The organism is Clostridium sp. AM42-4, from assembly GCF_003480105.1.
Classification (GTDB): domain Bacteria; phylum Bacillota; class Clostridia; order Lachnospirales; family Lachnospiraceae; genus Brotaphodocola.
The window spans coordinates 47520-67707 of the sequence record NZ_QUIK01000002.1; the positions used below are offsets into that span (position 1 = coordinate 47520).

Below are 20188 nucleotides of genomic sequence, written 5' to 3' on the forward strand. Positions count from 1 at the left end.
TTTCTCCTTTTATTCCAAGTGGGTTCCCGTGATGGAATACTCCACCCACTCTGCAATGTTGGTAGCATGATCTCCGATTCGTTCAAAGTATTTGGCGATCATCAGCATGTCGATACAAAACTCGCCCATTTTCTCGTCGGTGCTTCCGGCACTCAGCATGCCGATCAGCTCCTCCTTCACCTTGCCAAACAGATCATCCACCACATCATCGTACTGGACCACTTCTTTTGCAATGTTGAGATCCCGTTTTACATAGGAATCAATGCTCTGGGTCACCATGCGCATGGTCGCATCGGCCATGTCGCGGATATGCAGGCGGCTCTTTGCCTCGCGGTCATCCACAAAGCCGCAGATTTCCGCGATATCGGATGCCTGGTCACCGATCCGCTCCATATCGGAGATCATTTTCAGTGCGGAAGAAACCTGACGCAGGTCCTTCGCTACCGGCTGCTGCTGCAAAAGAAGGCGCATACAGAGATTCTCGATGTCGCGCTCCTTCTGGTCGATCTCATGGTCGGCCTTGTAGACATCCTTGGTAAAGTCCCCCTCACCCATCAGCGTGCGGGATGCGTACGAGATCGCATCCTCACACAGTGCTCCCATGCGGATCAGCTCCACATTCAAAAGCTCCAGCTGTTCATCAAATCGATTGCGCATATCAGCCAAACCTCCCCGTAATGTAATCTTCTGTCTTCTTGTTCTTCGGCATGGAGAAGATCTGCTCGGTCTCGCCGAACTCGATCACTTCGCCCATCAGGAAGAATGCGGTCTTGTCAGAGATTCGCGCTGCCTGCTGCATGTTATGGGTTACCATGACGATAGTATAATCTTTTTTCAGTTCCACCGCAAGGTCCTCGATCTTGGAAGTTGAGATCGGGTCCAGTGCAGAGGTCGGCTCATCCATCAGAAGTACTTCTGGCTGCACGGCCAGTGCTCTTGCGATGCAAAGACGCTGCTGCTGTCCTCCGGAAAGTCCCAGCGCACTCTTTTTTAAGCGGTCCTTTAACTCATCCCAGATGGCTGCGTCGCGCAGGGATTTCTCTACGATGTCATCGAGTTGTGCCTTGGAGCGGATGCCGTGGGTACGCGGTCCGTAGGCGATGTTGTCGTAAACACTCATCGGGAACGGGTTTGGCTTCTGGAACACCATGCCGACCCGCTTTCTGAGAAGGTTGATGTCCATGTCCCCGTAGATGTCTTCCCCGTCAAGCAGGATGCTTCCGGTGATGCGGCACCCCTCTACCAGGTCATTCATGCGGTTTAAGGATTTTAATAAGGTGGATTTTCCGCAGCCGGACGGACCGATAAACGCCGTGATCTCGTTGGCCTGGATATTTAAATTGATTCCTTTTAAGGCTTTAAAATCGCCGTAATACAATTCCATGTTGCTGATTGTTAGCTTATCCATACGTTACCTCTCTGTTTTTGGATGCCGCGGCACCTTTTGCGCCGCAGCCAGAATACTGAGCCGTCTTTCCAGATTGTTCTTCCACCGGAAATTAAGCGGTCTTTCCGGATACTTTCTTTGCAATGAACCCGGATACTGCGTTGATACAAACTACGATCACCAGCAGCACTACTGCCGTAGCGTAGGACTGGTTGGTGTAAAGTCCTTCATTGGTCAGCACGTACATGTGCACTGCCAGGGTTCGGCCAGAGCCGAATAAGTTGGATGGAATGCCTGCAACGGTTCCCGCTGTATACATCAGTGCCGCGGTCTCGCCTACAATACGGCCGACCGCCAGAATGATACCTGCCAGAATTCCAGGCACTGCCGATGGCAGGACCACCTGGAAAACGGTGCGGAGACGTCCGGCACCAAGGCCGAAGCTTCCTTCCCGGTAAGAATCCGGGACCGCTTTTAATGCCTCCTCCGTGGTTCTCATGATTGTCGGAAGGATCATGATCGCCAGTGTCATGGCGCCGCCTAAGATGGTGTAAGACCAGCCGAGCGCCACGGCAAACAGAAGAAATCCAAACAGACCATATACAATGGATGGAATGCCGGTCAGGGTCTCTGCGGTGATCCGCACGATATTCACCAGCCGGTTGCCACGTTTAGCGTATTCCACCAGATAGATGGCCGCGAAAATGCCAAGGGGAACTGCGATCAGCAGGGAGAGCCCTGTCATGATCACCGTATTGACGAGTGCCGGCATGAGGGATACATTCTCACTGTTGTATTCCCACGCAAACAAACTCGGAGTCAGATACGGGATTCCCTTGATCAGAATATAAGCCAGTAAAAACAGTAAGGTCATCACTGTCAGAAGTGCCGATGCCGATACCAGGATCAGAAGCACCAGAGACAGCGGACTGCGTTTGTAGGACTTTAACCGCTGCCCGAAGGTCTGGCGGTTGATCGCCTGCATTTCGATATTTTTCTTTTCCATAGCTGCTTCCATTATGCATTCGCCTTTCTGCTGATAACTGAGAACGACAGGTTAATGATCAGAATGAATACGAAAAGGACTACCGACGTGGCGATCAGCGCTTCCCGGTGGAGATCCGTCGCGTATCCCATTTCCAGAACGATGTTTGCCGTCATGGTGCGGACACCCTGCAAAATGCCCTTCGGCATACGTGCCTGGTTTCCGGCTACCATGATGACCGCCATGGTCTCACCGATGGCACGGCCAACACCTAAGATCACACCGGCCAGAATACCGGATTTTGCTGCCGGAAGTGTAGCGAAAAATACGCTGCGCTCATGGCTGGCCCCCAGTGCCAGGGAACCTTCGTAATAGCTGGACGGTACGGCATTGATCGCGGATTCCGACACGCCGATGATCGTCGGCAGGATCATGATTCCAAGCAGGATCGATGCGGTCAGCATGCTCTTGCCGCTTCCGCCAAACAGGGTGGAGACAACCGGTACGATCACAACCATACCGAAGAATCCATATACAACCGAAGGGATTCCTGCCAGCAGATCGATCGCCGGCTTTACAATCTTGTAAACACGCTTCGGACAAAACTTCGACATAAAGACTGCAGTCAGAATGCCGATCGGCACTCCGATGATGACGGCACCGGCTGTCACGTAAATGCTGCCTAAGATCATCGGCAGGATGCCAAAGAGGTTATTGCCCGGTTTCCACTTTTCGCCGGTTAAGAAGTTCAGGACTCCGATCTTTCCGATCGCCGGAATACCATTTGCGAACAGGAATACACAGATCATGGCAACACACAGAATGGACACGCAGGCACTGAGTAAAAATACTGCGTGCATCAGCTGTTCTTTCAGATTTTTCATGGTTCTCACTTTCTTTCCTTATAAAAGCGGAAGATATGCAACCTTTATCTTTCCGCATGCCTTACAGTCAGACAGGGCAGCTGGTTCTTCGTTACGGTCTGCGCCGCGCTTCAACGATGTCGCCCTGCTGCCCTGTTTGTTTTCTTGCTAAACTACTGTAATTCTACAGCAGACCGTCTGTTTTAAGTGTCTTGCTGTTACTGCTTACTGAACATCTGCCCAATCGGTGATTGCACCGGTGAAGATGTCTTTTACGTTCTCACTGGTCAGCTCGGTAACCGGGCTCTCATTGTTGACTACAACTGCGATACCATCCATTGCGATGACGGTCGGGGTCAGACCAGCTTCCAGTTCGCTGTCCTTTAAGTCTCTGGATGCCATACCGATATCACAGACACCCTCGATTGCGGAAGTCATACCAGTGGTGGAATCAGACTGCTGAACCTCGATCTCCACATCCGGGTTTACAGCTACATAAGCCTCTTTCAGCTTCTCCATAACCGGAGTTACGGAAGAAGAACCTGCAACAACAACCTTGCCCTTTAAACCGGAAGCGGTGTAAGCACCCTCATTGCCCTGGCTGATGTAACCGTTGTCCTCAACAACCTTCTGGCCATCCTCGCTCATGATGAAGGTGATGAAATCAGAAGCAACATCGCTTAAACCATCTTTTACTGCAATGTTGAACGGGCGTGCTACCTTGTACTCGCCAGCCTTGATCGCATCGACGCTTGCCTCAGCACCGTCGATGTTAACTGCCTTTACGGTGTCATTTAAGGAACCCAGGGAAACATAACCGATTGCTCCTTTGTTGCCTGCGATGGTGGTCATCATAACGGAGGTGCTGTTGGTGATCTCTGCATCCTCGGTGGTGTTATCTACCTTCTCGCCTGCATCGTTCTTGGTCTCAATGCCGAACAGCTCGATGAATGCGCCTCTGGTACCGGATCCATCCTCACGGGAAACCACGGTGATCGGGCCTTCTGCCTTGCCGCCAGCTGCTTCGGTGGTCTCTTCTGCTTTTGTATCTGCCTCGCTTGCTGCCTCAGTCTTTGCTGCCTCGGTAGCTGCTGCAATTGTCTCTGCCGGTTTGCTGCCGCCACAAGCAGTCAAGCTTGCAATTGTCATACCCATTGCTAATACCATTGCTAATGTCTTCTTCATAATACGTGTTCTCCTCTTTTCTTTGTTTATACATTCATTTCAGTTCCTTGCATGTTTACTGTGGTTTCCGGAATTTTCTTTCTTCTCTCTCAACCACAACTGCATTGTAAAATTTGAATGTAAAATCAAAAAGAGGGGATATGTTAAATATATGTAAAGCAAAACAACAAGAAAAAGGACCGGAAATCCTGCCCCGCCACATAGCGGGGATAGGATTTCCGGTCCCTAATACGTTCCAGTTCTTATTTCATTCTATTTTATTCGTACAGCGGATATTTCTCACACAGCTTCGTTACTTCGCCGCGGATGTAATCTGCCTTGTTCTCGAAATCAGTTGCTGCCAGCCAGATGCACTCTGCGATCTTCGGCATATCCTCTTCCTTTAAGCCGCGGGTGGTAATGGCCGGGGTTCCGATGCGGACACCGGAGGTTACGAACGGGCTTCTCGGCTCATTCGGAACGGTATTCTTGTTCAGGGTGATGAAGACTTCATCACAACGGTTCTGAAGTTCCTTTCCAGAGACGTCCATGCCGCGCAGGTCTACCAACATTAAGTGGTTGTCGGTACCGCCGGTTAACAGCTTGAAGCCCTGTGCTACCAGTGCTGCTGCCAGTGCCTTCGCGTTCTTGCGGACCTGCTTCTGATACTCGGTGAACTCTGGCTTCAATGCCTCGCCCAGGCAGACTGCCTTTGCTGCGATCACATGCTCTAACGGACCGCCCTGGGTTCCCGGGAAGATGGCTTTGTTGAAGTTGAACTTGTCAGCAGACTCCTTGCTTGCTAGGATCATGCCGCCTCTCGGTCCGCGCAGGGTCTTGTGAGTGGTAGTGGTTACCACGTCTGCGTACGGGATCGGGCTCATATGCTCTCCTGCTGCTACCAGACCTGCGATGTGTGCCATATCTACCATGAGGTATGCACCAACCTTGTCTGCAATCTCGCGGAAACGCTTAAAGTCGATCTCTCTTGCGTATGCACTTGCACCTGCAAGGATCAATTTCGGCTTATGCTCTACAGCCAGACGCTCTACCTGGTCGTAATCGAGGAAGCCCTCATCGTTTACACCATAGGATACAATGTTGAAGTAAAGGCCGGAAAAGTTCACTGGGCTTCCGTGAGACAGATGACCGCCATGGTCGAGGCTCATGCTGAGTACGGTGTCACCTGGTTTTAACATAGCCAGGAATACTGCCATGTTTGCCTGTGCGCCGGAATGCGGCTGAACATTGGCATACTCACAGCCGAACAGCTTCTTTGCACGCTCGATTGCGATGGTCTCTACCACGTCGATGTACTGGCAGCCGCCGTAATAGCGCTTTCCAGAGTAACCCTCCGCATATTTGTTGGTCAGCACGGTTCCCATTGCCATCATGACCGGCTCAGATACGATATTTTCTGAAGCGATCAGCTCCAGATTTCTTCTCTGACGTGCGGCTTCCTGCTCAATTGCCTTGCCGACTTCCGGGTCATAGTTTTCGATAAATTTCATTACCTCATTAACCATGGGCTTTGTCTCCTTTTCCGCAAATGCCCTCTCTGATACCTTTCAGGCAGTTGCTTTCCTTTGCATTTGTTGTGACACAACGATTCCCGTAGAATACAGGCCGCCACGTTGTGACAAAGGCACTGGTCAGCCCAGCGCCTTCGCGGTTATTTACGCTCGATTATAGTACAGCGTTTTCTAAGTGTCAAGCAATTATGAGTCTGTACAAAAAATTGTGAGAATCATAAAGAAAAATCTTTAAGAATGCAGTTTGTACGCCCGCACCACGATCTGCAGTGTCCGGTTTCCATTGTACTCATTGATATCCGGATAGTAGATCACATCGATACTTCTGCTTTGCTTTGCTTCTTCCACAAACTGATCTGCCACGGTAAACACCATGGCTTCCATGGGGCGGCCCTGTTCACTTACCACCGTCATGCGGACGGCATTGTTGTTGCGGCCGATGGCCCGCACACTGCGGATACGCAAATTTTTCTGCGCAAACTGCGGCTTTTCATTGCCCTGTCCGAACGGCTCTAAGCTCTTTAACTCATTTACCAGCGCTTCGGATATGTATTCCAGCGGCATCGCCACATCGATCCAGATTTTTGGGATAAAATCCTCTTTTGTGAGCGTGGACTGCTCGTTTAAGCGGCGGCGGAACTCTTCCACATTTTCTTCCTTTAAAGAGAAACCGGCTGCCATCGGATGGCCTCCGAATTTTAAGAGCAGATCCTGTACGCCGCACAGAGCCTTATACATATGGTAGCTTTCAATGGAACGGCCGGAGCCTTTCACGCAGTCCTCACCCTTTGTCAGCACAAATGAAGGTTTATTGTAGGCCTCGCGCACTCTTCCGGCGATAATTCCCGCCAGGGATTCATGACAGTCCGGCAGGTATACGACCAGAACATCATCCTGCGAAAGCTCGGTATCGACCTGCTCAAAGGCCTGCTCCATGCCGGCCTGAGTCATGTCTTTGCGCTCTTCGTTCAGATTTTTAAGTTCTGCTGCCAGCGCTTCTGCCCGGGAATGTCCCTGCTGCATGCATACAGCCATCTTTCCCTGTCCATTCTGTGTCCCGGAAGCAGAAAGCAGACCCTCCGAAGTTTCTTCTCCGCACAGCAACAGTTCCAGTGCCAGCTGTGCGGTCTTCAGCCGTCCGCTTGCGTTTAAACAGGGACCGATCACAAAGCCGATGTGGTACGCTGTCAGGTCGAAGATGTCCAGACCACAGGCTTCCACCAATGCACGCAGTCCGGCACTGGCGGTATACGGCATCTGCTTTAGGCCCCAGCGCACAATGATGCGGTTCTCATCCTGCAGCTTCATCACATCACCGACCGTGGCGATCGCTGCAAATTCCAGCATATCCAGCCATTCCTGCTTCGGTACCCCGCTCTGCTCATAGAGCACCTGCACCAGCTTGTACGCAACCACACCTCCGCAGATTCCGGCAAACGGGTACGAACAGTCGTCCCGGTGCGGGTTCACGACTGCATCTGCCTGTGGCAGAATCTGGCTTCCATCCTCCGCACGGACTACCTCATGGTGATCGGTCACGATCACCGTCATGCCAAGTTCTTTTGCCAGCCTGATCTGTTCCAGCGCCGCAATGCCGTTGTCGCAGGTGACAATGGTATCGATGCCATCCTCCTTCGCCTTTCGGATGATGGATTCGTTGATGCCGTACCCGTCGCGGATGCGCTCTGGAATCTGGTAGTCGGCCTGTCCGCCGCACCGGGCCAGTCCCCGGTACAAAAGATAAGTAGAACACACCCCGTCGATATCGTAATCACCGACAATGCGGATGCGGACCCCCTGCCGGATCTTTTCCAGGATCAAAGCAGCCGCCTTGTCCATATCTTTCATCTGGTGGGGATCGTAAAGCTGGTCCAGAGTTCCGTTTAAGTAACGCTCAATCGCCTCCTCGCCCTCTACGTCACGGTTCCGGAGAACCCGGGCTGTCACCGGACTGATGTGAAAGCGCTTCGCGATCCCGTTAAAATCTGCCCGTTTTGTCTGAAGCATCCAGACAGACTCCTGATTATTTTTCATATAATATCATGATCCTTTCGTAACTATCAAAGCATGCAGCGACATAGCGAAAATCCATGGTTCGCCAGACTTGTCCGTCCAGAACATTCGAAGTCGCCAACAGTAACATTCTACCATATCTCCCCTCCCATTTCCAGATTGCAATCATACCGTCGATGGGATATACTGTTACTGTTCCGGCAAAACTTTTTCTATATATATGATATCGTTTTGTCCAGATGCAATTACTAAAGGAGAAATTTACGTATGGGTAACAATAAGGAAAAATCCGACTCCGGCAACTTCCTGGTACAGGGAAGCATTCTCGCCGCAGCCGGTATCATCGTCCGCTTTATCGGACTTCTCTACAAGATTCCTATGACCCGCGCCATCGGCGATGAGGGAATCGGTTACTACAACACGGCCTACGAAATTTACAACATTGGGCTGATCCTGTCTTCCTACAGTCTGCCGCTCGCCATTTCCAAGCTGATCGCGGCAAGGCGCGTGCACGGCAAGATTCAGGATGTACAGCGTGTTTTCCGGGCCGGCCTGCTCTTCGGCCTTGTCGCAGGCGGTCTTATGACCCTGTTTTTGCTGTTTGGCGCAGACTGGATCACCGTCCACATCTTTAACAGCCCCAACAGTGCCCTGCCGCTGAAAGTTATGGCACCGACCATTCTGGTCTTTTCCATTATGGGTGTGGTGCGCGGCTATTTCCAGGGACTTGGCAATATGGTACCGACCTCCATCTCCCAGGTTATTGAGCAGGTCGTAAATGCTGTCATCAGCGTAGCTGCTTCCTTTGCTTTCATGCACTGGTTTGCAAACCGGGAAACTCCGGCTGCCTACGGCGCTGCGGGCGGTACCCTCGGTACCCTTTCCGGCGCACTGGCTGCCTTTGTATTCCTGACTCTTTTGATGTTCCTTTACCGCAAACAGAATGCGGCAGCTTTCCGGAAGCCGCAGACAGACCGCCTGGAAAGCTGGCAGCATGTATACACCGCGTTATTTCTGACTCTGACCCCGATCATTCTCAGCCAGTTTGTGTATCAGTTAAGTGGTTCTGTGGATAACTCCATGTTCGGCTTCTTGATGAGTGGAAAAGGTCTTACAGAAAAAGAACGCCTTTCCCTCTTAGGCATCTACGGCGGCAAATACCGCCTGCTTTCCAATGTACCGGTAGCCGTAGCTTCCTCCCTGGGTACTTCCATGATCCCAAGTATCGTGCGCTCCCGCGCCCAGAAAAATAAGGCGGATGTCATGTACAAGATCCGCCTTACCATCAAATTCAACATGCTGATTGCCATTCCATGTGCCTTCGGCATGGCAGCACTGGCAACTCCGGTTCTGCGGCTGATCTTCCACGACAGCCGCCAGCTGACCACCAATCTTTTGATGCTTGGTGCACCGGCTGTTATCTTCTTTTCCCTCTCGACTGTCACGAACGCCGTCTTGCAGGGAATTGACCTGATGCGCAAATCCGTGACCCACTCCGCCATCTCCCTAATCATCCACGCCGCACTGGTTTACGTGATGTTAAAGTATTTAAACTGGGGGGTATACGGACTGGTCATCGGCAATGTAACCTTTGCCCTGGCAGTCTGCCTTTTAAACTGGCGTGCCATCGGCAGGGCCTTACGCTACCGCCAGGAAGTAAAGACCACCTTCCTGCTGCCCTGCATCTGTGCCGCTATCATGGGCGTTGCTGCCCTTCTGGTCTACACCGTGATTGAACGCATCACCGGCTATTACCAGCTTGGACTTCTCATCAGCGTTCCAGCAGCGATGGTCATCTACGGACTTCTGATCGTCCTGACCAAAGCTGTCACCGCAGAGGAGCTTCCGGACATGCCGTTCGGCATGCGGGTCCTGCGCCTGTGCCGGAAGCTGCACCTCATGTAAATTTAACAATTTGATTAACTTTAATAGGGCCGTGCGAGTTGCCTTTCGGCAACTCACACGGCCCTTGTCATACATACATTTAAATTGCTATATTTTAGGATCTCCTCTGCTCCACGGCCCGCACGGCGCAGAACACAAACAGCGCCGCAAGGACCATCTGGATCCCCATGCTGATTCCCATCCAGTGGGTGATGACAAGCCCTTCCTTCTGGTTTCCGAACCAGCTTCCCACCTGCACCCAGCTCTGGTTTGTAGCTGCAAGACGGCCAAGCACCTGCGCAAAGGTCGCAATGGGGTTTAAAAGCAGCACATACAAAAGCTCTCCGGAGGCGCCGGATACCCCGCCGGACTCAGCCGATGCCAGGTATTCCCCGATCCGCATCTGGTTGATGTAGGTGACCAGGAAATTGATCCCGTAGGTTCCGGCTGTCAGCACGGCAGTCACCGCATAGGCCGCTACCGTAGCTGCTGTTGTCCGCTTAAAAAGCACAGAACAGCATAAGCCGATGCTTCCCATAAACACGGCTGCCGCAAAAAAACAGCATAACAACAGAGCAAGATCAGAAAAAAAGATACCACCATACACAAATACCATGGCTAACACCGGAAGGCTGGAAACCACCATCAGAAACATGGTGCCAAGCGCTGCTTCCAGCTTTCCCAGAACAATATCCACCGGAGTCATACAGGTTGTCAGCATCAGGTCGAGAGTCTGGCGTTCCCGCTCTCCGCTGATGCTCCCTGCCGTCACTGCAGGCATAATGAGGATGAGCATCAGAAATTCCAATGCTGCCACAAACATGTAAAGATCCAGGAAACCGGTGTACTGCACCTCTGCCGTCAGCCGCACCTGGGCCAGCGCTGAATACATATTTAACAGTGCCACCAGCGCCAGGATCCCGTTAAAAATCAGAAGCACCAGTGCCAGCTTAAAACTTCTGGCACTGACCATGCACTCCCGCTTATAGACCGGATTCGTCTTCATAGGACAACACCACCTTTTCCTCATTATGATCCGTGATCTGCATAAAGATCGACTCCAGGCTTCCCGGCTCACGCATAAAGCCGCGCACCGGGATCCCGGCCTCGATCATCTGCTTTAAGAGCTCGCTCTCCATGTGCTCGTCCCCGGTAAAGCCCACCATGATATCTTTTTCGCTGATGGTCATGGTGCGCACCATCGGATTTTCCTTTAAAAATGCGATGGCCTTTTCTAACTGCCCCGGCACACTGATGATGATCTGTCTGGAGGTATAAAGGCGCTCCATGATCTCATCCATGCTGCCGGAAAGCACCATTTTCCCGGCATCGATGATACCGATATCCGTGCAGAGTTCGGAAAGTTCTGCCAGATTGTGGGAACTTAAGACAATGGTCTTTCCCTGTTCGTGAAGCTCCCATACCATCTGCCTGAATTCCATATGGGTCCGTGGATCCAGACCAGCCGTCGGCTCATCCATGATCAGGAGCTCCGGGTCATGGATCAGGGCCCTGGCCAGACAGAGACGTTGCTGCATTCCCCGGGAAAGGCCATCTACGAAGGCATCCATCCGGCCGCCCAGTCCCACCTGCTCCAGCAGGTTTCTGGCACGCTTTCTCGCCTCAAAGCCCTCTAAGTGGTAGCAGGCCGCAAAAAATTCCATGTACTCCGACACCTTCAGATTGTCATACAGGCCAAAATGGTCCGGCACATAGCCGATCCGCCTTCTAAGCGCCATTGTGTCTGCCAGCATATCGGTCCCATCTAATGTTACGCTTCCCTGGTCCGGCTTTAACAACCCGGTCATAATCTTGATCGTGGTTGTCTTTCCGGCTCCGTTTGGCCCTACAAAGCCAAACAGGGCTCCGTCCGAAAGCTCCATGTCCAGACCGTCCAGGGCGTGGTAATTGCCGTATTTTTTATGTAATCCCTGAATCTTCAGCATTATCGTTCCCTCCCTGCTACCATCGGCATTGGAAGCTGGATCGCATCGAGCCCGCTGCCGTTATAGGCATAGCGTACCGTTAAAGTGTTGCCCGGTGAGAGATACGGCTTTAGCTGCTCTACATTCAGCGTCGTTCCCTCTAACTCCATCCGGTCAAAGTTTCCGGTCGCATAGTTGTAAAAATAGATGCTTCCGGTGAAAATATGGCTTATGCTGCCGCTTCCGGTGTCTATAAATTCCTCCGACACACTCTCAAAGGTCAGGCTCTCTACTTCAATATCGGTTCCAAACTGGTATTCCAGTGTCAGCGGCTCTGCCCCGCTCATGGAGTTGGTTTCCGCGTCATAGCTTCCGCCGTTCACCCTCGGAACCTTCATCAGTACCGACCGGTAAATGGAGTGGTCGCGAGAGGCACTGACTGGAACCGTCTGGGTCAGCATGGTAATACCATAGGTTTCCTCAGACGGGTTCTTCAAAAACTGGCTTTCCTCCTTCTGGGTGCTGAACGCAATGACCCGGGCATCTGCCGTGTAGCCGGTTAAGTAGTTATCCAGATAAAAGCGGGTCAGGTTAGAACGCTCCACAGCCAGCATATAGCTGCGGTTCCGGATATCGGCTGAGGCGTAGGTATCCTCGCCGGAAATATGCTCTGCCGCCAGGTAGGAATCGCCAAGCGGGTAACGCAGCAGCGGGTAACCCGCCAGATCCTTGGTCTCACCTGCTTCCATGCGTCCAAGCTGCACCATATTTCCGTACAGGATCAGGGTTGCATTCTCGATCGGGTACGGGAAACGGTTCGTCAGGCTACCCTGGAGCTGTCCTTCAAAATAGTCCACCTCGCCGGTGATCCCCACCTTTTCTGAATTTTCCGTGCGGCGCTCCAGCCGGAAATAACGCGGTGTGAAGGCAGAAATATTCTGTCCCTTCACCGTCAGCGCATCCTCACCCGTGCAGATGGCGATCTGGTAAGGTGCATCTACATCCAGAGACTGGCCACTCACCGTATACTGGGTACTCCGGGTGATCGGGAGCAGACGGTAGCCCGGGTCAAGCTCCACCGTATACGGACGGTTGTAAGGATTGCGGATGTTAATATAGGTCGTATCCGTCACATAATCGTCCGTCACATCCTCAATGGAGGCATAAGTATAGAAGGTGGAACGGAAACGGGTCGGTATGCCAAGCACATACACCAGGCCGGAAAAGCCAAGTGCCACGATCACCACGCCCTTGCGGTACAGGTTCTGAAGACCGCGCCCGCGCAAAAACAGGTAAAGACCCGGCCCTAAAATGAGCAGGTAAAGGCCGGTTATCCCCACATACAGCCAGAGGTTCGGAAGCTTATCCACATCGCCGGTGTTGATAAGGCCCTGTACGGCCCAGAAGCGGCTGGAATTGCCGCTGTAAACCACCTCTGCCAGCTGGTTGATGCGTTCCTCACCAAGCAGGCTCGTAAACAGGTAATCTACATACGAGGTCTGCTTTTCACAAAACTGCGCGATATCGCCCAGGTCGAAGGCTGCCACCGCAACCATTCCCTGCTCCTTGGCCGCTGCGGTCAGAAGCGGGAAACCATTGCTGGAAAGGATCACATTACCGCCGTGCAGCGGCACATCCACACAGGATATCGCCAACATACCGGCACCCGGCTCGTTCACTGCCGTAAAATCCTCTGCCAGGTTAATATGGGTGATGTTCGGCGTTCCGTAGGAATCGTCCAAAAGCTCCGGCGCAAACCGGCCCAGCGTATCATCGACCCGGTCACCGGTTCCTAAGATCAGCACACCGCCATTCTGGACCCAGTTCATGATCGCCGCTGTCTGCGTTCCGGAAAGCTCCCTCAGCTTATAATCGTTTACCACCAGCACATCGAACTGGCTCAGTCCTACCTCTTCCTCCGGAAATTCACTGCCGTCCAGCTCAAAGGTCCGGGTGCGCAGGGTGCTGTAATTGATTCCCACTCCATTCAGGTAATGGAGCTCCCACGGGGCATCCGATAAGATCCCGACAAACAGCTCCGGCACATCCCGGCTTACATTCAGCTTCACTTTCCGGTTCAGCAGCACAGCTTCCGATTCATCCACCAGGGAAAGCACCAGCTCATCGGCCGCTGTACCGAGCGGAATATAATAACAGGAAGTCCTGCTCCCGTTTGCCTCTACCTCAACCGGGTAGTCATAACGGTAAACCGTTTCATCGGACTCCCGGGTCTTGATCTCCAGTGTTCCCTTAACCGGGGTTTCCTGGTTATTCCCTACCGTGACATGCACCGGCAGGTACCGCCCGCCCTTTGCACTGTCCTCATAGCCATAGCTTATCTCCATGCTCACCGGGTCTTCCTCAGCCCGGGCCGGAACCAGAAAAGCCAGATTACCGAAAAAGCAAGCCGCAGCCAGAAAGACTGCAGCCTGCTTTATGGTTCTGGCTCTCTGGATCCCTGAACGTTCATTTCTATTCATCCACATCAGAGTTCTCCAAATCATTCACTGTTCACGCATGCGTGCCCAGCTCTCCAAAATGTTCCTTGTCCACATCGAAATCTACTTGAAGGGTTACGGTAAACACTGTGCCGTTTAAGTCACTCTTTACCGTAATGGTCCCGCCATGCATATCGACGATATTTTTTACGATGGCAAGTCCCAGTCCGGTTCCCCCGGTGTGGGTAGATCGGGACTGCTCGACCCGGTAGAACTTGTCAAAGATCAGCGGAAGCTCCTCCGCCGGGATCACATAGCCGTAGTTGGTGACCGAAACCTGAACGGTGTCCGCCGCAGCCATTACCTTAACCGTGATCCGCTTACCCTCCGCGCCATATTTGATGGCGTTGCCTATGAGGTTATCGAACAGGCGGGCCAGCAGGTTGCCGTCTGCCGTAATGATCTTGGCAGGCACATTGCTCTGCAGCTCATAGGAAAGTCCTTTATTCGCAAAGTTCGGATAGGATTCCTCCAAAAGCTGTCCTAAAAGCTTTACAATGTCCACCTTGGACACATGCATGGCAAGCTTTCCGTAATTCATCTTGGTAAAGCCAAACAAGTCCTCGATCAGCTTTTCCAGACGTTTGGCCTTGCTGTAGGCGATATCGATATACTTTTTCTGCATTTCCGGCGGCAGCACCACCTGACCAGACAAAAGCTCCAGATACCCGATGATGGAGGTCAGCGGCGTGCGCAGGTCATGGGCTACATTCGTGATCAGCTCATTTTTGGTGCGCTCCGACTCCCGCTCCTTATCCATCAGACGGCGGATATCCTCCACCATCTTGTTCAGATTGGAGGCCATGGAGGAAAATTCATCGTCTCCCACCACCTCCACCTGGGTGTTTAAATCCCCGTCGGAAATCCGTTCTACTACATCGGAGATCCGCCCGATATAGGCTGCCGACTTTTCCTGCAAAAGCAGAAAGGTCACCGAAAATGCCAGAATGCCGATCAGCACATAGCCCAGGACCACTACCACATCTGACTGCCCCACCATATTGAGAAGGGCACTCGACTGCTCAGAGCGCTTTGCGTATTCTGCCAGCATCGTCAGGTTTGTCACCAGAAAGATGTCGATCAGGCAGGCCACCAGTGTACTGTAAATGATGTTCACGATGACCCGCGTATGGTAGCGGTGGCTCAGATCGCTTTTTCTGCTGTTATTTTTCAATTTTGTATCCTACCCCCCACACTGTGGTGATGATCTTGTCCTGGCGCTCGTCTTCCTTCATTTTGCCGCGCAGACGGCGGATATGTACCATAACGGTGTTGTTTGCCTCATACACCTTCTCATTCCAGACCTTCTCAAAGATCTCGTCCGTGCTGAATACCTTGCCCGGATTGGAGGCCAGGAGATATAAAATATCGAACTCGATCGGGGTCAGCTTCACCTCTTCGTCATAAACGGTTACCTTATGATTGTCCTTGTTGATGGTGAGTCCGCGGATGCTGATCTCGTTCTTCAAGGTCTCATGCACGTTGCTGCTCGGATTTAACTGGGTATAGCGGCGCAGCTGGGATTTCACCCGGGCAGTCAGTTCCAGCGGGTTGAAGGGCTTTACTACATAATCATCGGCACCTGTGCCCAGTCCCAGGATCTTATCCAGATCGGTCGATTTTGCGCTCAGCATGATGATCGGGATGTTATTGGTCTCCCGAATCTTTTTGCACATTTCTAAGCCGTTCATGCCCGGCATCATGATATCAAGGAGGCATAACTGGATGTCCTCCTTCTCCAAAATGTCCAGGCCATCCTGTGCATTGGATGCCTTAAATACTTTATATCCGTCGCTTACCAGATAGATTTCTACCAGATCCGCGATCTCCTGTTCATCGTCTACTACCAGAATATTGGTTTCTGCCATGACTCATTCCTCCTCGTGTATCTATCGTTATTCGGGAAACCGTGCAGCTATGCAGGCCTCGTTCTTTTTATTCGCATACTGCGCAGGCAGCAACAGACATTCACCCGATCCGGTTTCTGGCCTGTCCCTCACAGTTACCTTCAGTGTACCATAAAACAGCCCTTCCTGCCTTACTTTTTTATTACATTTCCGGGTAAAACAGGAAAAGGATGTGTCTGTCTGCACAATGGGTGAATGCAAAAAGGATGCACCCGGACTATGGGCACATCCTTTTCCTATTCACACTTATATCCAGCCTTCAGGCTACAGCCCCTGGCCCTCCGACGGCACAAACACACGGGTATTGTGCACATCATCCCGGGCAGTAGCTGCCTTTGCCATAGCCACAGCCTCTTCGCAGAACTGCTCCTGCGCTGTCACAAGCACCTTGCCGCGCTTGTCGATCTTTTCGTAGGTGCCGTCAGGCTGCAAAATATGAGCCTTCACATTATCGGCCAGCTGCACCTTGAGGATATGGATCACCTGCTCCTTTAAGGCCGGATCCTCGACCGGGAACATGATCTCGACACGCTTATCTAAGTTACGCGGCATCCAGTCGGCACTTCCCATGTAAACCTCCGGGCTTCCACCATTCTCAAAATAGAAGATCCGGGCATGTTCCAGGAAATTTCCCACAATGGAATGCACCGTAATATTTTCGCTTAAGCCCGGCATACCTGCCTTCAGGCAGCAGATGCCGCGGACCACCAGCTCGATCTTTACACCGGCGCAGGATGCCTCATACAGGCAGGCAATGATCTCGCGGTCGCAGAGGGAATTCATCTTCGCCATGATGTGGGCTGGTTTTCCTTCCCTTGCACGGGCAGTCTCCCTGCGGATCATGCGGACGCAGCGGTTGCGCAACCACAACGGCGCCAGGATCAGGCGGTTCCAGGTCGGCGGCTCAGAATAGCCGGAAAGCATGTTAAAGACTGCCGTTGCATCCTCCCCCATCAGCGGGTGGCAGGTTATAAGACCGCAGTCCGTGTAAAGCTTTGCCGTGGAATCATTGTAGTTTCCGGTTCCCAGATGTACATAGCGGCGGATGCCGTCTTCCTCGCGGCGCACCACCAGTGTGATCTTACAGTGTGTTTTTAAGCCAACCAGACCGTAGATCACATGGCAGCCGGCCTTCTCTAACTTCTTTGCCCAGTTAATGTTGTTTTCCTCATCAAACCGCGCCTTTAACTCCACCAGAACCGATACCTGCTTGCCGTTTTCTGCTGCCTCAGCCAGGGCTGCAACGATCGGGGAATGTCCGCTGACACGGTACAGTGTCTGCTTGATCGCCAAAACATCCGGATCCTTTGCTGCCTTCTGCACCAGCTCTACGACCGGGTCAAAGGTCTGGTATGGATGATGCAGGAGGATATCGCCCTTGCGGATGTTGGTAAAAATATCATTGTCATTCATAAATGCCGGGACCGGCTGCGGGGTATAGGACGGTGCTTTTAAGCTGTCAAAACCGCTCATACCGTACATTTTCATAAGGAAGGTCAGATCCAGCGGGCCGCTGATCTCGTAAATGTCCTCATTGCTGACTGCAAGCTCCCGCTTTAAGATCTTTAACAGGCGCTTGTCTACCTTTTCTTCTACCTCCAGACGGATGACCTCGCCCCACTGGCGCTTCTTTAACTGCTTCTGGATCTCCTCTAACAGGTCTTCTGCTTCTTCTTCATCTAATGTAAAGTCCGCGTTTCTCATGATACGGAACGGATGGGCACTGACAATGTTGTAGTTTAAGAACAGATCCTTCATGTTGCGCTCGATGATCTCCTCCAGGAGAATGACGCGGCGCTCCCCATCCGGTCCTGCCGGAAGCTCTACGATACGCGGCAGCACAGACGGAACCTGCACCATGGCAAATTCCAGTTCCCCGTCTTCACTGTCTTTTTTCTGTACCAGCGCCGCAATATTTAAGGATTTATTGCGGATCAGCGGGAATGGCCGGGAGGAATCCACCGCCATAGGGGTCAGCACCGGGTAGACATCATCATGGAAGAACTGGTCTACAAAGGCACCATCCTCCTCAGAAAGCTCCTCATGCTCACAGATGATCTGCAGGCCCTGCTGTTTTAAGGCCGTCAGCAGAGACCGGTTATAGGTGGAATACTGGAGATTTACCAGCTCGTGGGTTTTGGCCCCGATCAGCTCCAGCTGCTGCTCTGCCTTGAGGCCCGCAATATCGGCTTTCTTATATTTCGCATGGACCATATCCTTTAAGGATGCCACACGAACCATGAAAAACTCATCCAGGTTCGATGCTGTGATACTCAAAAACTTTAACCGTTCAAACAGCGGAATGGTCTTATCTCTTGCCTCGCCCAGGATCCGGAAATCGAATTCCAGCCAGCTCAGCTCACGGTTTACATAATTTTCAGGTTTCAGATATTTTTCATCAATCTCTGCCATGGCCTACACTCTCCTTTTTTGTCTTAAAACCGGACGGATCCCGAAGATTTCCTCAAAGAAATCTCCCTTGTCCGCGATCGATATGGATTCCAGCGTTACGTCAGACGCACAGTCTGTCTGAATAACCAGCTGGTTCTCTTTTATACTTAAGCGGCAGTCCTTCAGCTTTCCTGCATGTCCCCGGTCCATGGAATTGGCCAGTCTGAGAATGGCTGTCAGCTTGGCGATCACAATGGAAAGGTCCTCCGTGGATGCCAGGCGGTTGTCCTTAGACGGCTTCTCCGACACCTCTACCTCATTATAGCGGAATTTCTGCTGGTGATACTTCACCACATTTGCCACGATCTCACGCTCTACATGGGAAAGTCCGATGATCTCCGTAGCCATGATGATGTTGTAGCCGCAGTCCGTGGACCCGCGCATGGTCACGAACTTGCCGCAGGAATGCAGGTTTGCCGCGATCTGTAAAAGCAGGCGTTCCCGCTGTCCCAGCCCGTGGTATTTCTTTAAGCTGTCAAATACCTTAAGGGCTGCCTCCTCCACATTCTGGATGTGCGGCATATGGCACTTATAGCGCTTTGCCATGTTGCGGGAAGTCACAATGATGTCGTTCTCAAAGCTGTGGTGGAAACGGATCAGCTTTTTATCCTCTGCGTACTCTGCTGCCATGCCATCGGTCATGTGGATGCCCGGCACCCAGATCACCTCTGCTCCGGTAATCTCCAGCATCCGCTTGTACATGGCTGCCGCCGGGAACAGAAGGCTTGCATACTCCTCGTTTACATCAAAGAAGTCCTCGGTCTGGGCAAGCGTCATGCCCTTTAAGTGCTCATAAAACCGATTAAAATCCTGGATCGTGATCTGTTCAGATCGCCTGCCCTCATCCATCTTATAATAAAGTGTAAGGATCGGCTCACCAATCGCGATCAGGTTCTTCACCTCGCGGTCTTTTAAATACATTTTCCGGTAAGTGACCAGCTCATTATCGATCAGCTCAGCGATCAGGTTCTGTGCTCCCTGCTGCGTCAGCTTCTCATGCGCGATCAGCTCCCGCAGGCGGAGCACGCCAAGCGGCAGGTTCTGGGTGGAAACCAGTGCATCCTTATCGAACAGGGATGCCTGCATGCTTCCAAAGCCCACGTCCACGATCGCGGTTCCGCGCTGGATGTTTTTCTGGAATTCTGCATCCTTGGATGCGATCGCCTTGTAGCTGATAAAACGCTGCTCCGAGTTGCTGATGATCTTTACATCCACACCGGTCCGCACGCGGAGCTGCTCTAACACGATCTGGCTGTTTCTGGCCTCACGCATGGCACTGGTCGCATAGGCCCGGTATTCCTTCACCTGGTATTCCTTCATGATCCGGACAAAATCACAAAGGACCTGGCACATTTCCTCCACCAGCCGGTAGCTGATCTTTCCTGTATTGTAGGTGTCCTTGCCCAGCGCGATCATATGCTTCACCTGGTCAACTGAACGGACCACCCCTTTTTCCGTAATCTCATAAATGCCAAGCTCCAGTTCAAACGAGCCGACATCGATTGCTGCAAATGTACGTACCATAATCTGTCCCTCCCTGCAAAATCGCACGCAACACACTTCTATATACTTTACCCGC

General features: G+C 52.1%; 15 protein-coding genes. 1 reads left to right on the forward strand and 14 read right to left on the reverse strand.

Going from position 1 to position 20188, the window contains the following annotated elements:
- Positions 1-9: 9 nt before the first annotated feature.
- The 7 genes from phoU to recJ form a co-directional block, all read right to left on the reverse strand.
- Positions 10-657, reverse strand: a complete 648-nt coding sequence (gene phoU, locus DW922_RS01600) for a phosphate signaling complex protein PhoU (RefSeq protein WP_118719468.1) — start codon at positions 655-657, stop codon at positions 10-12.
- Position 658: 1 nt separating this feature from the next.
- On the reverse strand, positions 659-1408 hold the full coding sequence (gene pstB, locus DW922_RS01605) for a phosphate ABC transporter ATP-binding protein PstB (protein WP_118540307.1): 750 nt from the start codon (positions 1406-1408) through the stop codon (positions 659-661).
- 91 nt (positions 1409-1499) lie between these two features.
- Positions 1500-2372: a phosphate ABC transporter permease PstA gene (pstA, locus tag DW922_RS01610; protein WP_118725724.1), complete on the reverse strand. Its 873-nt coding sequence runs from the start codon at positions 2370-2372 to the stop codon at positions 1500-1502.
- Positions 2373-2404: 32 nt separating this feature from the next.
- Positions 2405-3256 carry a phosphate ABC transporter permease subunit PstC gene (gene pstC, locus DW922_RS01615; RefSeq protein WP_118725601.1) on the reverse strand — a complete coding sequence of 284 codons (852 nt, stop codon included), beginning with the start codon at positions 3254-3256 and terminating at the stop codon, positions 2405-2407.
- 204 nt (positions 3257-3460) lie between these two features.
- The gene (locus DW922_RS01620; protein ID WP_118725602.1) at positions 3461-4420 is read right to left on the reverse strand and encodes a substrate-binding domain-containing protein; all 960 of its coding nucleotides are present in this window, start codon (positions 4418-4420) and stop codon (positions 3461-3463) included.
- A gap of 257 nt (positions 4421-4677) precedes the next feature.
- The gene (gene glyA / locus DW922_RS01625) at positions 4678-5925 is read right to left on the reverse strand and encodes a serine hydroxymethyltransferase (protein WP_118725603.1); all 1248 of its coding nucleotides are present in this window, start codon (positions 5923-5925) and stop codon (positions 4678-4680) included.
- 237 nt (positions 5926-6162) lie between these two features.
- A complete protein-coding gene (recJ, locus tag DW922_RS01630; protein WP_118725604.1) occupies positions 6163-7938 on the reverse strand; it encodes a single-stranded-DNA-specific exonuclease RecJ in 1776 nt (591 codons plus the stop codon).
- A 273-nt stretch (positions 7939-8211) separates the two neighbouring features.
- Here recJ and DW922_RS01635 point away from each other — a divergent pair, with 273 nt between their 5' ends.
- Positions 8212-9849 (forward strand): polysaccharide biosynthesis protein, encoded by a 1638-nt coding sequence (locus DW922_RS01635; protein WP_118725605.1) that lies wholly within the window; start codon positions 8212-8214, stop codon positions 9847-9849.
- Between the two features lie 94 nt (positions 9850-9943).
- Here the strand turns inward: DW922_RS01635 and DW922_RS01640 are convergent, their stop codons facing one another.
- The 7 genes from DW922_RS01640 to DW922_RS01670 all read right to left on the reverse strand — a co-directional run bounded on the left by DW922_RS01640 (position 9944) and on the right by DW922_RS01670 (position 20133).
- Positions 9944-10834, reverse strand: a complete 891-nt coding sequence (locus tag DW922_RS01640) for an ABC transporter permease (protein WP_118725606.1) — start codon at positions 10832-10834, stop codon at positions 9944-9946.
- Positions 10812-11774: an ABC transporter ATP-binding protein gene (locus DW922_RS01645; protein ID WP_118725607.1), complete on the reverse strand. Its 963-nt coding sequence runs from the start codon at positions 11772-11774 to the stop codon at positions 10812-10814. The genes DW922_RS01640 and DW922_RS01645 overlap by 23 nt, the downstream gene beginning before the upstream one ends.
- Positions 11774-14233 (reverse strand): hypothetical protein, encoded by a 2460-nt coding sequence (locus tag DW922_RS01650; RefSeq protein WP_147353354.1) that lies wholly within the window; start codon positions 14231-14233, stop codon positions 11774-11776. The genes DW922_RS01645 and DW922_RS01650 overlap by 1 nt, the downstream gene beginning before the upstream one ends.
- Positions 14234-14264: 31 nt before the next feature.
- Positions 14265-15425: a HAMP domain-containing sensor histidine kinase gene (locus DW922_RS01655; protein WP_347560246.1), complete on the reverse strand. Its 1161-nt coding sequence runs from the start codon at positions 15423-15425 to the stop codon at positions 14265-14267.
- On the reverse strand, positions 15415-16119 hold the full coding sequence (locus DW922_RS01660; RefSeq protein ID WP_118719482.1) for a response regulator transcription factor: 705 nt from the start codon (positions 16117-16119) through the stop codon (positions 15415-15417). Before DW922_RS01660 ends, DW922_RS01655 begins: the two co-directional genes overlap by 11 nt.
- A 303-nt stretch (positions 16120-16422) precedes the next feature.
- Positions 16423-18570 carry an RNA degradosome polyphosphate kinase gene (locus DW922_RS01665; protein WP_118725609.1) on the reverse strand — a complete coding sequence of 716 codons (2148 nt, stop codon included), beginning with the start codon at positions 18568-18570 and terminating at the stop codon, positions 16423-16425.
- 3 nt (positions 18571-18573) lie between these two features.
- Entirely contained in the window at positions 18574-20133 is a 1560-nt protein-coding gene (locus DW922_RS01670) for an exopolyphosphatase (protein WP_347560247.1), read from the reverse strand.
- Positions 20134-20188 lie beyond the last annotated feature (55 nt).

What these genes read in the sequence shown, in the direction of transcription:
- DW922_RS01670 (WP_347560247.1), bottom strand. Translation starts at nt 20,133, where the DNA reads ATGGTACGTACATTTGCAGCAATCGATGTCGGCTCGTTTGAACTGGAG.
- DW922_RS01640 (WP_118725606.1), bottom strand. Translation starts at nt 10,834, where the DNA reads ATGAAGACGAATCCGGTCTATAAGCGGGAGTGCATGGTCAGTGCCAGA.
- glyA (WP_118725603.1), bottom strand. Translation starts at nt 5,925, where the DNA reads ATGGTTAATGAGGTAATGAAATTTATCGAAAACTATGACCCGGAAGTC.
- DW922_RS01620 (WP_118725602.1), bottom strand. Translation starts at nt 4,420, where the DNA reads ATGAAGAAGACATTAGCAATGGTATTAGCAATGGGTATGACAATTGCA.
- pstB (WP_118540307.1), bottom strand. Translation starts at nt 1,408, where the DNA reads ATGGATAAGCTAACAATCAGCAACATGGAATTGTATTACGGCGATTTT.
- pstC (WP_118725601.1), bottom strand. Translation starts at nt 3,256, where the DNA reads ATGAAAAATCTGAAAGAACAGCTGATGCACGCAGTATTTTTACTCAGT.
- DW922_RS01650 (WP_147353354.1), bottom strand. Translation starts at nt 14,233, where the DNA reads ATGAATAGAAATGAACGTTCAGGGATCCAGAGAGCCAGAACCATAAAG.
- DW922_RS01665 (WP_118725609.1), bottom strand. Translation starts at nt 18,570, where the DNA reads ATGGCAGAGATTGATGAAAAATATCTGAAACCTGAAAATTATGTAAAC.
- DW922_RS01645 (WP_118725607.1), bottom strand. Translation starts at nt 11,774, where the DNA reads ATGCTGAAGATTCAGGGATTACATAAAAAATACGGCAATTACCACGCC.
- DW922_RS01635 (WP_118725605.1), top strand. Translation starts at nt 8,212, where the DNA reads ATGGGTAACAATAAGGAAAAATCCGACTCCGGCAACTTCCTGGTACAG.
- recJ (WP_118725604.1), bottom strand. Translation starts at nt 7,938, where the DNA reads ATGCTTCAGACAAAACGGGCAGATTTTAACGGGATCGCGAAGCGCTTT.
- phoU (WP_118719468.1), bottom strand. Translation starts at nt 657, where the DNA reads ATGCGCAATCGATTTGATGAACAGCTGGAGCTTTTGAATGTGGAGCTG.
- pstA (WP_118725724.1), bottom strand. Translation starts at nt 2,372, where the DNA reads ATGCAGGCGATCAACCGCCAGACCTTCGGGCAGCGGTTAAAGTCCTAC.
- DW922_RS01660 (WP_118719482.1), bottom strand. Translation starts at nt 16,119, where the DNA reads ATGGCAGAAACCAATATTCTGGTAGTAGACGATGAACAGGAGATCGCG.